Raw genomic sequence first — 12260 nt, 5'->3', positions numbered from 1 at the left:
AGACCGAGATTCGTCGCCGCGCACGACCGTTGACGACATCGAGCGCAGAGTTGGACGGAACAGATTCGCACGGCGACGGCAAGGCGCACCATCAATGAGCCGAGGGTGTTGCGCGTCTCGTCGTCGGATCACATCGTCGACACGATGCGCGAGAACACGCGCCGGCTGAACGCGACCGAGGAGGCCGAGAACCGCACCGTCGCGGCACTTGAGGCAATCCGCCAGGATGCGCAGGCGAGCAAGGCGGACAACGCGAAGATGCTGTGGTGGGCGCGCGCCGCCGGCATCGCTGGGATCGTCGCGGCGGTCCTGACAGTCGCGGTGCCTGTCGTGCAGGCAATGTGGACGAAGTAGTGCCAACGCCGATTCAGCCCAACAGGCGCGGCTTCAAGCCGGCCTACTACCGCGCAGAGCGGCTATAGCGCGTCGCGATGAAGGGCCTCGTGCACCGGATGTACGAATACGAGCAGGCGGTCGGCAAGCTGTCGCAGCGCGATCGTCCTGGCCGCGCAGCGCGGCATGACCGTGTCGCAGGCCGCGTACCGCGCCGTTCGCAAGGAATGCCGCACGCAGCTCACGACCCTGCGCGGCTGGTCCGGCGTACGCAACAAGGCGACCGGGCACTATGACGAGGACACAGCGGATCAGGTGCGAATGCTCGACACAATCGATATCGACGATGTCATGGCGGTCTTCAACGCCTCGATGCGCATCAATCGCGAATTCTTGGCCCTGCTCAAGGATGCGGGCCGGGGCGGCCCCGGGCCGCAGACGGCCTTCGGCGCGCCCCCTGTCGCAATCCGGTACGGCCCCGGCCTCGCTGCCTGGCTGACGGGCTAGGCCGCGCGCTGCCTCGGCATCGCGCTGGCCTTCGCCGGCCGCGTCGCCGTCGCGTGCCGGGGTGGCCTTTAGGCAGGTCCCGCCGAACGGTTCAAGTACAGCCGAAAGGGGCTAACAGCGTGTGGAGGTGGCCGGGGCACGCTTGCACCGCGACCCGTCGGCACCTGCAGACAAAGCTGGAAATGGCCAAAGGTGGACACGGGCTGGAATGAAAAAGGGTGTTGCTACCGATTTAGTAGCGGAACCCTTTGTGCCTATGCGGCTTGTAGTGCCTCCTCGACCCGGGCTCAAACCAGGGACCGACGGATTAATAGGCCGGGGCTCGATCAACTGCCTGCCATTTTTCCGGCATATCGTGTCGCCGCTTTTTCCGGCATATCTTGTCATTCCGGCCAAGTTATTCCGGAATCCACATGATTTGTGGATTTGGCCAAAGAATGGCGCCGATTCCGGCATCACTTGTCGCTAGTGTAGTGTTCCATTCTGTTTGGAACTTAAGCGGCGATTGGCACGGATGACCTTCTGCAGGATGTCGCGAGCGCTCTTGGTCCAGATGAAAGGCTTGGGGTTGGTGTTGTGATGTACGACGTACTCATCGATGGCAGCGACGAGTTCGGGCACGCTGGTGAACACGCCTCGGCGCAGCCGCTCGGTGGTGATGTCGCGAAAGAAGCGCTCGACCATGTTCAGCCACGACGCCGAGGTGGGCGTGAAGTGCATGTTGAAGCGCGGGTGCTTGGCCAGCCACTCCTGCACGGCCGGATGCTTGTGCGTGGCGTAGTTGTCGGCGATCAGGTGCAGCGTCTTGTCCTTGGGCGTCTCGCGATCGATCTGGCGCAGGAACTTCAGCCACTCGATGTGGGTGTGGTGCTGCTGGCACTGGCCGATGACCTGGCCGTCCAGCACGTTGAGCGCGGCAAACAAGGTGGTGGTGCCGTTGCGCTTGTAATCGTGCGTCATGGTGGCCGCGCGCCCCTTCTTCATCGGCAGCCCCGGTTGCGTGCGGTCCAGCGCCTGCACCTGGCTCTTCTCGTCGCAGCACAGCACCAGCGCATGCTCGGGTGGCGACATGTATAGACCCACGATGTCTTCGAGCTTCTGGACGAACTTGGGGTCGCGCGAGACCTTGAAGCCGCGCACGATGTGCGGCTTCAAGCCGTGGGCGTGCCAATGCCGCATGACGGTGCTGGCGCTCACGCCCAACTCGGCGCCCATCTTGCGCGTGCTCCAGTGCGTGGCCGCCTCGGGCGTGCTCTGGGTCGTCAACGCCACCAGGCGAGCAACGTCCACCTTCACCGGCGGCACCCCGCGTGGCAGATCGCGCTCGATGCCCGCAAGCCTCGACTCGAGATAGCGCTCACGCCAGCGCGACACCTGCACCCGGCCCACACCCACCTGCGCGGCAATCTCCTTGTTCTGCAGCCCCTGCGAAGCCAGCAACACGATGCGCGCGCGCAGCGCCAGCCTCACGCTGGTGAGCTTGGAACGAGCCAGCCGCGTCAACTCGGCTCGCTCCTCATCGGTCAGCACAATCTCGGGGGCCACTCGCACTTGCGTTCTCCACTCTGCTTCGTAGTAGAGCATCGGAGAACTGCCCTTGAATTAAGTTCCCACAAGCGCGCAACACTACACTAGTTTGCAGGCGAATCGCACGGGATGAGCCGAATATTCCGGCATCGCTTGTCACCGGTTTGCGACTTTCCGGCATTTCTTGTCACCTCTTGCATTCGGCAACTCGCAGGGCGTGCGACGGCTGGGCTGGGTCGACGCGAGCTTCGAAACCGTCTGCGTCCAGCAAGGAAGCAGCATTCTCAGATCGCGGCCTCGCGTCCCGCCCATACCGTCTGCTCAACACTGGTCGCGGCTCTTCGCCCGTGCGCTGCGACAGAGACCGGGTCAGGCTGTCGACATTGAACTCAGCAGGCCTGGAGGCTCGCTAAAGACCGGCTACAACCGTTCGGTGTCGTCGCCCGGATGGCTACTATCGGGCCATGCCCGGACCTTCAACAGTGCCTCCGAAATCGCCGGCCAGGACCGGACATTCCCACGCTCCGCCCAATCGCCGATGCGGCGTGGTCGGTATCGCTATCGCTCCTTCCGTGCTCACAGCCGACTGCGGTCGTATAGCGCACTCGGATTTTCGTGCATGACACGTCTCAGCAGTTCAGGCCCGTCCAGCCAGTGCGCGATGGTCAGACGGATCTCAGACGGTTCAGGCGGAGGAAATGGATGCTTTGAGTTCGGAGGATGAGGCCAGTCACTTCCCCACACCAGCCGCCGGGAGTTGGCGGCGACCAACGCATCGACCGCCGGGCGCAGCGAGCGCCACGGCCCCTCAGTCCGCTGCAGCCTGTATGGGCCCGACAGCTTGACCCAGGCCTGCCCCTCACGCATAAGCGACAGCAGGTCCGCGAAGGCAGAGCTGCGCAGCAGCTCGTCAAACGGGTGGTGGCCGAAATGGTCGATCACGACTTGCATGCCGCTGGCAGCAATTTGCTTGATCAAGCCAAGATCCTCTACCAAGTCAACGAACACCTGGATATGCCATCCGAAGGGCTTTACCCGGTCGATGACGCTTTCGATGTCGTCTGGTGCACCCGGAAACAGCCGGTTGATGCGAGTGCCGCAAGCGCCAAGCTTGTGCCACCGGGCAATCTGCGCATCCGAGGTGACGGCCGCGTCGGGGTAAACGACGGCAACGCCCCGGAGCCAGTCACCATTCGCGGCCAGCGCATCCTCGAAACTTGAGTGGTCCGCTCCGTAAACGCTGGGATGAACCAGGACTGCGCGCTGGATACCTCTTGACTCGCACACCTTTCGAATCGCATCGAGCGGTGCGTCCTTGGGAATGTAGGCACCGCCCGGCGCAAGAGGATAGCGGGCGTTGTCGAACACATGGAAGTGGCAGTCCCACCATTGCCCGGTTGCCGCCTGGCTCTCGCTATCGCTCGGCAGTTGGAATGTTGGGCGGTGGCAGAATGCCGCGTCACCGAACCTAGGATTAGATGACACGTGATTCGATCAGTGACCTGCTGGCCTTCATGGCGGTGGCGCGTGAGCGCAGCTTCACACGTGCGGCCTCCAAGCTCGGCGTGTCCCAGTCTTCACTGAGCCACACCATTCGTGCCCTGGAGACCCGCCTGGGCGTGCGCCTGCTGACGCGCACGACACGCAGCGTGGCGCCCACCGAGGCGGGCGAGCGGCTGCTGCAGACGGTGGCGCCACGGCTGCAAGAAATTGAATCCGAAGTCGCCGCGGTCAGCGAACTAGGCGCCAAGACGTCCGGCACCATTCACATCACGGCAATTGACCATGTCGTGAACACCGTGCTCTGGCCCCGGCTGAGGCCGCTGGTTGCCGAGTACCCCGACCTCAAGATCGAGATCAGCGCGGACTACCGCATGGTCGACATCGTGGCCGAGCGTTTCGACATCGGCGTGCGCTGGGGCGACCAGGTGGCCAAGGACATGATCGCCGTGCGCCTCGCGCCCGACCAGCAGATGCTGATCGTTGGCGCGCCCGGCTACCTGGCGGAGCGCGGCGTGCCGGCCACGCCGCAGGAATTGCTCGCGCACAACTGCATCACGCTGCGCCTGGCTTCCGGTGGCGGCCTGTACGCCTGGGAGCTCAAGAGCGGCACGCGCGAGTTGCAGGTGCGCGTGGGCGGGCAGGCGACCTTCAACAGCGCCTACCAGATGCTGAACGCGGCGCTGAGCGGCTGCGGCCTTGCCTTCGTGCCGCAAGACTTGGCCTGGCCCCACCTGCAGGCGGGCCGTTTGCAGGTCGTGTTGCAGGACTGGTGTCCGGTCTTCCCGGGACTGCATGCCTATTACCCGAGCCGGCGCCAGTCGACGCGGACGCTGGCGCTGGTGGTCGAAGCGCTGCGCTACCGCGCCTGAGGCCTCCTACCCGCCCGTTTTGCCAAGAAATGGTCCCGTGGCGCGTGCCGCCGCTCAACTGGGCGCGTCGCGCAAGCGCAGGGCGTCGATGACCATGGCCACTGCTTGCGTCTTCTGGCGGCGGCTTGGGTAGTACATGAAGAAGCCTGGCGAGGTCGGAAACCATTCCTCCATCACGCAGCGCAGGCGACCTGCCTGCACGTGCGGCCGCGCCAGGTACTCCGGTGTGAGAGCGAGTCCGCAGCCATCCAGTGCGGCCTGCAGAATCTGGTAGCTGCCATTGAGCGTGAGCTGCCCCTGCACCTGCACGCGTTCCGCCTGTCCCTGGCGCACCAGCGGCCAGGCAAAGAGGCCGCCACGCGTCGCCAGCCGCAGCGTGATGCAGTTGTGCTGCAGCAGGTCCTGCGGCGTTTGCGGCACCGGGTGGCTTTCGAAGTAGGCCGGCGCACCGACGATCATGCGCCGGAAGTCCGGTGTGATGCGCACCGACACCATGTCCCTGGCGATGGCTTCGCCGGTGCGAACGCCAATGTCGTAACGCTCTTCGACGATGTCGACCATGCGGTAGCTGGTGTCGATCTCGAGCTTGATGTCGGGGTACTGCTGCAGCAGCGGTGCGAGCCGCGGCCAGATGAACAGGTCCGCTACCGTGTCGACCGCGGTGATGCGCACGGTGCCGGCCGGTTTGTCCCGGAACTCGCCCAACGCCTCCAGTTCGGTCTCGATCGCATCGAACTGCGGCGCCACCGTCGCCATCAGCCGCTCGCCCGCCTCGGTCGGCACCACGCTGCGGGTGGTGCGGGTCAGCAGGCGGACGCCCATGCGGCTTTCCAGCCCGCGGATCTTGTGGCTCAGCGACGATTGCGAAACGCCGAGCTTGGAGGCCGCGCGTGTGAAGCTGCGTTCGCGCGCCACCGAGAGGAACGCGAGCAGATCGTTGAAGTCGTCGCGCGGCATGCGTTCCTCAGGGCTTGGGTGTTAGTAGCAGCAGGCGGTCCGGTCCGGCCGAGCGGCTGGCCCGTGGCGAGGTGTTGGTGGTGATGGCATACAGTGCATCGCCGACGGGCAGCAAGTCCCTGAGCCGGTCGTTCGAAGAGAAGACCAGTGGCATCGTCTTGTCGGCCACGACCAGTTGGTGCATGCCCCGACTCTGCAGCGCCGCGACCATCAGTTGCCCTTTGAAGAACGCGATGCCCGCTGGTGCCCAGGTTTGGGTACCCGAGTGCACCAACGGCGGCGTCACGCCGGAGGAGCGCTGGTCGCCCAATGCGCGCGGCCAGCCATAGTTGCCGCCCGGCACGATGACATTGATCTCGTCGTGGCCCGAGGGTCCGTGTTCCGCGACGAACAGTCGGCCGTCCGCGCTCCATGCCAGGCCCTGCGGATTGCGGTGGCCGTACGACCAAACGTAGGAACCGGCGAACGGGTTGTCGGCCGGAACGCCGCCGTCCAGCCGAAGGCGCAGGATTTTGCCGCCCAGGCTGCGCAGGTCTTGCGCATAGGCCTCCTCGTGGGCCCAGCCTGTGGCGACATAGAGGTGGCCATCGGGGCCGATGGCGATGCGCCCCCCGTTGTACAGCGTGTGTCCCGGGATGCCCTGCAGCAGCACGCGCGTCTCGCGAAAGGTATCGTTCTCGTGTTGCACCTGTACGAGCTTGTTGGCCAGACCCGTGCCGCTGCGGTAGCTGTGATACAGGTAGGCCGTGCCGCTGCGCTCGAAGTCCGGCGCCAGCGCCATGCCCAGCAGTCCGCTGCCGCCCTCGTGCACGATGGGCGAGGAGGTTTGCACGGTGCGCCTGGTGCTTTTGCCGTCGCGCACCGTCACGACGGACCCAGCCACCTCGGTGATCAGCAGCGCGTCGCCGGAGCGCACGATGTTCCAGGGATAGACGAGGTCACCCACGATGACTCGCTGAACCCAGGTGCCAGTACCCGCAGCCGCGCAAGGCAGGCCTGGCAACGCGAGCAGCAGTGCAGTCAGGTTGCGCAGTCCGAGCAGGAAGCCGGTTTTCATGACCTCAAGTCTAGGCGTGCCCTGGCGTCCCTACCAGGCTGCTGCGCCGCATGAGCCTATCGTCTGCATTCATCAATCCGGTTCGCTGCCCGGGATGATGTGCCGTAGGAATACCGCTCGCGATTCATGTGCCAGTTCGATAAGTGCATGCAGTTCAGGGTGGCTAGTCATTGCGGGTATGTCCGCTTACGCTTGGTCTCAGTCAACGGCAATGAAACGCAGCGTCACGATGATCGAGCGAATGTAGACGACCTCGTGCTGCACCCATCAAGCTGAAAGGTCTTCTGCATGAAAACATCCTTGTGCTGCGCCGCAATGTGCGCCGTATCGCTCCAGGCCTGCGCCGTCGAATCGCAGCCCGCTGCCGCCCAGCAGGTCACGCGCGCGGGGAGCCAGCCCTCGGCGGTCGGCCCGGCTGACTATTTCACGGGCCGCGTTCGAGTGGACCCGGTGTGGCCTGCCAATGCGCAGATCAACGCCTCGGGCGGCATGGTGACCTTCGAGCCTGGCGCGCGCTCGGCCTGGCATACCCATCCCGCCGGCCAACGACTGGTGGTGATGTCGGGTGTGGGGCTGACGCAGGAATGGGGCAAGCCCGCGCAGGAAATCCGCGCGGGCGACACGGTCTGGTGCCCTCCGGGTGTCAAGCACTGGCACGGCGCGGCGCCGACCACCGCGATGATTCACCTCGCGGTGACCGGCACAGTGAACGGCAAGAACGTCGAATGGATGGAGAAAGTCAGCGATGAGCAATACAACGCACGCTAAGCGCCGCACGGTGGCTGCCATGGTCCTGGCCCTGGGGCTAGCGGTGTCCGTCAGCCATGCATCTCAGAACCAGCAGGAGCCAGCCAGCATGACCAGCACACCCCAGTCCGAAACCTTGTCGGCCACACACCAGGCCATCGTTCCCATCGCGGCCTTCGCGGCCGCTGGCGACATTGCCAAACTGAACGCGGCTTTGAACCAGGGGCTGGATGCCGGCCTGACCGTCAGCGACGCCAAAGAGGTGCTGGTGCAGCTCTACGCCTACGCCGGCTTCCCGCGCAGCCTCAATGCTCTGACCGAGCTGATGAAGGTGGTCGAGGCACGCAAGCAGCGCGGTGTGCAGGACGCCCCGGGCCGCGCGCCCAGTCGCCCCATTCCAAAGGGTGATGCGCTGCTGGCCGCAGGTACTGCCAATCAGACCAAGCTGTCGGGTGCGCCGGTTCAGGGGCCGCTGTTCGACTTTGCGCCCGTGGCGAACGAATACCTCCGAGCCCATCTTTTCGGCGACATCTTCGAGCGCGACAACCTCGACTGGCAAAGCCGCGAGGTGGCCACGGTCAGCATGCTGGCCGCGCTGACGGGGGTCGAGTCGCAGCTGCAGGCGCACATCCGCATCAGCATGAACGTGGGCCTGTCAGCGCAGCAGATGCAGCAGCTCGGCCAGCTGCTGGCCGATCGCGTGGATGCCGACAGCGCGCGACGCGCGCGCGAGGCGCTGGCGCGTCACCTGGCAACCAAGCCGGCAGGTTGAAGAAGCAAAAAATCGGGCGTCGATGACGCTTGACGAATGGGCTTCTCGGCATTCCGGCCAAGGATCACGCCGTCCATCCATATCGATGCGCTTGTCCCCGGACTGCGCTCCGAAAGCGGAGTTCGGTGCGCATCGAGATTCCCAAATGACAGGAGCCAACATGGCCGCACCCCACGAAATCCCGATCAATCGCCGCGACCTCCTCCTCGTAGGCGTCGGGGCCACAGTGTCGACGCAAATAGCAGCCCAGCCCACCACGCCGGAGCCCGCCCTCGACATGCAGTCCACCGCTCTGCACAGCGTGCAATTGCGCGTGAACGGCGAACTCCGCGACCTTCAGTTGGATCCGCGCACCACATTGCTCGACATGCTGCGCGAGCACCTTGCGCTAAGCGGCACGAAGAAGGGTTGCGACCACGGTCAGTGCGGCGCATGCACGGTCATCGTGGACGGCCGTCGGCTAAATTCCTGCCTGACGCTGGCCGTTATGCACCAAGGCTCGAGCGTTACGACGGTGGAGGGGCTTGGAACGCCGCGACGACTGCACCCCATGCAGGCGGCGTTCGTGAAGCATGACGGCTACCAGTGCGGCTACTGTACGCCGGGGCAGATCTGTTCGGCGGTTGCCGTCCTGGACGAGATCAAGCAGGGCATCCCCAGTCACGCGACAGCCGACCTGACATCGGCACCGTTGCTGAGCGCGCAAGAGTTGCGCGAGCGCATGAGCGGAAACATCTGCCGCTGTGGCGCCTACGCCAACATCCTTGACGCCATCACAGAAGTCGGAGGAGCCGCATGAAGCTCTTCAGCTACCAGCGCGCGAGCACCGCGGTCGAGGCAGCCACACTGGCCGCCCGGCATCCGGAGAGCCGATTCATCGCGGGCGGCACCAATCTGCTGGACCTGATGAAGCTGCAGGTCGAGACGCCCGCGCACCTCATCGATGTCAACGGCCTCGCACTAGACAAGATCGAGCCTACGCCCGAGGGTGGTCTGCGCATCGGCGCCTTGGTTCGCAACACCGACCTGGCCGCCGACTCGCGCGTACGCAAGGACTATGGCGTGCTGTCGCGTGCCTTGCTGGCCGGCGCCTCCGGGCAGCTTCGCAACCGGGCCACGACGGCCGGCAATCTGCTGCAGCGTACCCGTTGTCCGTATTTCTATGACACCAACCAGCCCTGCAACAAGCGCATGCCGGGCAGCGGGTGTTCGGCCATCGGCGGTTCCAGCCGATCCTTGGGCCTCCTCGGGGTCAGCGAGGCGTGTATCGCCACACATCCGAGCGACATGGCGGTCGCGATGCGATTGCTCGATGCAGAGGTGAACACGGTGCGGCCCGATGGGCGGACCCGCACCATCCCGATAGCCGACTTGCATCGCCTGCCGGAGAACACGCCGCATGTGGAAACCGTGTTGGAGCCTGCCGAGCTGATCACGGCGGTGACGTTGCCCAAGCCGGTCGGCGGCACGCAGATCTATCACAAGGTGCGCGACCGCGCCTCCTATGCGTTCGCGCTGGTGGCAGTGGCGGCGATCGTTCAACCGGATGGAAGGGGCCGCGTGGCATTGGGTGGCGTAGCGCCCAGGCCCTGGCGCGCCGAAGCGGCCGATGCCGCATTGCCACGCGGTGCACGGGCAGTGGCCGAACAGTTGCTGGCCGGCGCCAGGCCGACCGAGGAAAACGCATTCAAACTGCCGCTGGCCACGCGCACGATCGCCGCCGTGCTGGCGCAGCCAAGAGGATAAGACCCATGCATTTCGACACGCCTGCGGGCAGCAATCCGATCGACCGCCTCAAGGTGGTGGGCCAACCCGTGAACCGTATCGACGGTTCGCTCAAGACCACCGGCACCGCGACCTACGCCTACGAGCATCGCGACATCGGCGGCAAGCCTGCGTACGGCTTCGTGCTGGGCGCGGCCATCGGGAAGGGTCGGATCTCCAGCATCGACGAGTCGCGCGCCCGGGCAGCGCCAGGGGTTCTCGCCATCGTGACCGCCCGCAACGCGGGAAAGCTCGGCGTCGGGGCGTTCTACGTCGACCGTGCGCTGGCTGGCCCGGCTGTCGACCACTACGGGCAGGCCGTCGCCGTGGTAGTCGCCGAAACCTTCGAGCAGGCGCGTGCCGCCGCATCGCTGCTGGACGTACGCTACGTACGCGAGCAAGGCGCCTTCGAGCTGGCTGCGGCCAAGGACCTCGCCGTCACTCCCGGGCCTGCTGCATTCGGGCCACCGCCCCAAAGCGCCATCGGCGACTTCGAGGGCGCCTTCGCTGCCGCACCTGTCACGCTGGACCAAACCTACACCACGCCCGGCCAGTCACACGCGATGATGGAGCCGCACGCCAGCATCGCCGTGTGGCGAGGCGACCAGCTGACCGTTTGGTGTCCGATCCAGCAGCTCAACTGGGGCGCGCGCGATCTGGGCTTGATCCTGGGAATCTCCAAGGAGAACATCCGATTGCTCGCGCCCTACATAGGGGGTGGTTTTGGCGGCAAGGGCACCGTGCTGGCCGATACCGTGGCCGCGGCCCTGGCCGCGCGCGCCGTGGGACGCCCGGTAAAGGTCGCATTGACGCGACCGCTGATGTTCAACAGCACGACACACCGGCCGGCCACGATTCAGCGCATTCGCATCGGCGCCGCGCGTGACGGCAAGATCACCGCGATCGGGCACGAGAGCTGGTCCGGCAACCTGCGTGGCGGCCGCACGGAGGCCGCTACGGCCTCGACACGCTGGCTCTATGCAGGCGCCAACCGCATGACCCGCCTGCGCCTCGCCGTGCTCGACCTCGCAGAGGGCAATGCCATGCGCGCGCCTGGCGAGGCTCCCGGCATGATGACGCTGGAGATCGCAATGGACGAGATGGCCGAGAAACTGGGCATCGACCCTGTCGAGTTCCGCGTTCTCAACGATACGCAGTTTGCGCCCGAGGAGCCCCAACGGCCGTTCTCCAAGCGGCAACTGGTGGAATGCCTGCGCATCGGCGCCGAGCGCTTCGGTTGGAGTCGGCGCCAGCCCAGGCCAGGCATGGTGCGCGACGGGCACTGGCTGCTCGGCATGGGCACCGCGGCCGCGATCCGTGGTGCGCCGATCGCCAAATCCGCTGCACGGGTGCGGCTGGACCGCCATGGCGTCATCACCGTGGAAACCGACATGACGGACCTCGGTACGGGTAGCTACACCATCATCGCGCAGACCGCGGCCGAGATGATGGGCGTCGCCCTCGATCAGGTCGTCGTGCGGCTTGGCGACAGCCGCCTTCCGGAGTCGCCTGGGTCCGGCGGCCAGTGGGGCGCTGCGTCGGCGACTTCCGGTGTGTACGCCGCGTGCGTGAAGCTGCGCGAGACCGTGGCGCAGAAACTCGGCTTCGTTGCCACCGACATCGATTTCACGGACGGGCACGTGCAGTCCGGCGAACGCCGTGTGCCGCTGAAGGAGGCTGCCGCGCAGGGCGAACTCGCGGCGCAGGACGAGATGACTTACGGGGACCTGTCCAAGCAATACGCGCATCAGACCTTCGGCGCGCACTTCGTGGAACTGGGCGTTAACGCGTTCACCGGCGAGATCCGCCTTCGGCGCATGCTTGCCGTGTGTGCCGCGGGCCGCATATTGAACCCCAAAACGGCCCGCAGCCAGGTAATCGGTGCGATGGTGATGGGCGCGGGTGCGGCGTTGATGGAAGAACTGGTGGTGGACGCGCGTGCGGGCTGCTTCATCAACCACGACCTTGCGGGCTACGAGGTGCCCGTCCACGCGGATATTCCGCAGCAGGAGGTGATCTTTCTCGACGAGGTGGACAACACGATGTCCCCCATGAAAGCCAAGGGTGTCGGCGAACTGGGCCTGTGCGGCGTGGCAGCAGCCATCGCCAACGCGGTCTACAACGCGACCGGGGTACGAGTGCGCGACTATCCGATCACGCTGGACAAGTTCCTGGACCGGTTGCCGGGCCAAGCCTGAGTGGCTCGTCGCCGTGACATGGTCGC

The 12260-nt window shown here is 65.5% G+C and carries 12 protein-coding genes; 8 read left to right on the top strand and 4 right to left on the bottom strand.

Annotation, left to right across the window (positions count from 1 at the left end; genetic code table 11):
* Nucleotides 1-105 precede the first annotated feature (105 nt).
* Together ACSQ9I_RS16920 and ACSQ9I_RS16915 are read left to right on the top strand one after the other, a co-directional pair.
* Complete coding sequence (locus tag ACSQ9I_RS16920; protein WP_436313842.1) at nucleotides 106-354, top strand: hypothetical protein; 249 nt, start codon at nucleotides 106-108, stop codon at nucleotides 352-354.
* A gap of 165 nt (nucleotides 355-519) precedes the next feature.
* Nucleotides 520-840, top strand: coding sequence for a hypothetical protein (locus ACSQ9I_RS16915; RefSeq protein ID WP_436313841.1), 321 nt, complete (start codon nucleotides 520-522; stop codon nucleotides 838-840).
* Between the two features lie 465 nt (nucleotides 841-1305).
* Here the strand turns inward: ACSQ9I_RS16915 and ACSQ9I_RS16910 are convergent, their stop codons facing one another.
* Both ACSQ9I_RS16910 and ACSQ9I_RS16905 read right to left on the bottom strand, forming a co-directional pair.
* A complete protein-coding gene (locus ACSQ9I_RS16910; protein WP_436313840.1) occupies nucleotides 1306-2391 on the bottom strand; it encodes an IS630 family transposase in 1086 nt (361 codons plus the stop codon).
* Nucleotides 2392-2943: 552 nt separating this feature from the next.
* Entirely contained in the window at nucleotides 2944-3795 is an 852-nt protein-coding gene (locus ACSQ9I_RS16905; protein ID WP_436315768.1) for an amidohydrolase family protein, read from the bottom strand.
* A 50-nt stretch (nucleotides 3796-3845) separates the two neighbouring features.
* On the opposite strand from ACSQ9I_RS16905, the gene ACSQ9I_RS16900 reads away from it, so the two are divergent.
* Entirely contained in the window at nucleotides 3846-4739 is an 894-nt protein-coding gene (locus tag ACSQ9I_RS16900; RefSeq protein ID WP_436313839.1) for a LysR family transcriptional regulator, read from the top strand.
* 54 nt (nucleotides 4740-4793) lie between these two features.
* On the opposite strand, the gene ACSQ9I_RS16895 is transcribed toward ACSQ9I_RS16900, so the two are convergent.
* Nucleotides 4794-5696, bottom strand: a complete 903-nt coding sequence (locus tag ACSQ9I_RS16895) for a LysR family transcriptional regulator (RefSeq protein ID WP_436313838.1) — start codon at nucleotides 5694-5696, stop codon at nucleotides 4794-4796.
* A 7-nt stretch (nucleotides 5697-5703) separates the two neighbouring features.
* Nucleotides 5704-6753 (bottom strand): PQQ-dependent sugar dehydrogenase, encoded by a 1050-nt coding sequence (locus ACSQ9I_RS16890; protein WP_436313837.1) that lies wholly within the window; start codon nucleotides 6751-6753, stop codon nucleotides 5704-5706.
* Nucleotides 6754-7068: 315 nt separating this feature from the next.
* On the opposite strand from ACSQ9I_RS16890, the gene ACSQ9I_RS16885 reads away from it, so the two are divergent.
* The 5 genes from ACSQ9I_RS16885 (at nucleotide 7069) to paoC (ending at nucleotide 12234) form a co-directional block, all read left to right on the top strand.
* On the top strand, nucleotides 7069-7521 hold the full coding sequence (locus ACSQ9I_RS16885; protein ID WP_436315767.1) for a (R)-mandelonitrile lyase: 453 nt from the start codon (nucleotides 7069-7071) through the stop codon (nucleotides 7519-7521).
* 88 nt (nucleotides 7522-7609) lie between these two features.
* Complete coding sequence (locus ACSQ9I_RS16880; RefSeq protein ID WP_436313836.1) at nucleotides 7610-8272, top strand: carboxymuconolactone decarboxylase family protein; 663 nt, start codon at nucleotides 7610-7612, stop codon at nucleotides 8270-8272.
* A gap of 160 nt (nucleotides 8273-8432) precedes the next feature.
* A complete protein-coding gene (paoA, locus tag ACSQ9I_RS16875; RefSeq protein ID WP_436313835.1) occupies nucleotides 8433-9071 on the top strand; it encodes an aldehyde dehydrogenase iron-sulfur subunit PaoA in 639 nt (212 codons plus the stop codon).
* On the top strand, nucleotides 9068-10018 hold the full coding sequence (locus ACSQ9I_RS16870; protein ID WP_436313834.1) for an FAD binding domain-containing protein: 951 nt from the start codon (nucleotides 9068-9070) through the stop codon (nucleotides 10016-10018). The genes paoA and ACSQ9I_RS16870 overlap by 4 nt, the downstream gene beginning before the upstream one ends.
* Nucleotides 10019-10023: 5 nt before the next feature.
* Complete coding sequence (gene paoC / locus ACSQ9I_RS16865; RefSeq protein ID WP_436313833.1) at nucleotides 10024-12234, top strand: aldehyde oxidoreductase molybdenum-binding subunit PaoC; 2211 nt, start codon at nucleotides 10024-10026, stop codon at nucleotides 12232-12234.
* Nucleotides 12235-12260 lie beyond the last annotated feature (26 nt).

Source organism: Variovorax sp. LjRoot84 (assembly GCF_964254305.1).
Lineage (GTDB): Bacteria > Pseudomonadota > Gammaproteobacteria > Burkholderiales > Burkholderiaceae_C > Variovorax.
Note: the sequence above shows the minus strand (reverse complement) of the source record. Positions and strands in the feature narration are given on the sequence as shown.

Coding starts and splice junctions, on each gene's coding strand:
- ACSQ9I_RS16915 (WP_436313841.1), top strand. CDS start 520: ATGACCGTGTCGCAGGCCGCGTACCGCGCCGTTCGCAAGGAATGCCGC.
- ACSQ9I_RS16890 (WP_436313837.1), bottom strand. CDS start 6,753: ATGAAAACCGGCTTCCTGCTCGGACTGCGCAACCTGACTGCACTGCTG.
- ACSQ9I_RS16880 (WP_436313836.1), top strand. CDS start 7,610: ATGACCAGCACACCCCAGTCCGAAACCTTGTCGGCCACACACCAGGCC.
- ACSQ9I_RS16895 (WP_436313838.1), bottom strand. CDS start 5,696: ATGCCGCGCGACGACTTCAACGATCTGCTCGCGTTCCTCTCGGTGGCG.
- ACSQ9I_RS16885 (WP_436315767.1), top strand. CDS start 7,069: ATGTGCGCCGTATCGCTCCAGGCCTGCGCCGTCGAATCGCAGCCCGCT.
- ACSQ9I_RS16870 (WP_436313834.1), top strand. CDS start 9,068: ATGAAGCTCTTCAGCTACCAGCGCGCGAGCACCGCGGTCGAGGCAGCC.
- ACSQ9I_RS16900 (WP_436313839.1), top strand. CDS start 3,846: ATGACACGTGATTCGATCAGTGACCTGCTGGCCTTCATGGCGGTGGCG.
- paoC (WP_436313833.1), top strand. CDS start 10,024: ATGCATTTCGACACGCCTGCGGGCAGCAATCCGATCGACCGCCTCAAG.
- paoA (WP_436313835.1), top strand. CDS start 8,433: ATGGCCGCACCCCACGAAATCCCGATCAATCGCCGCGACCTCCTCCTC.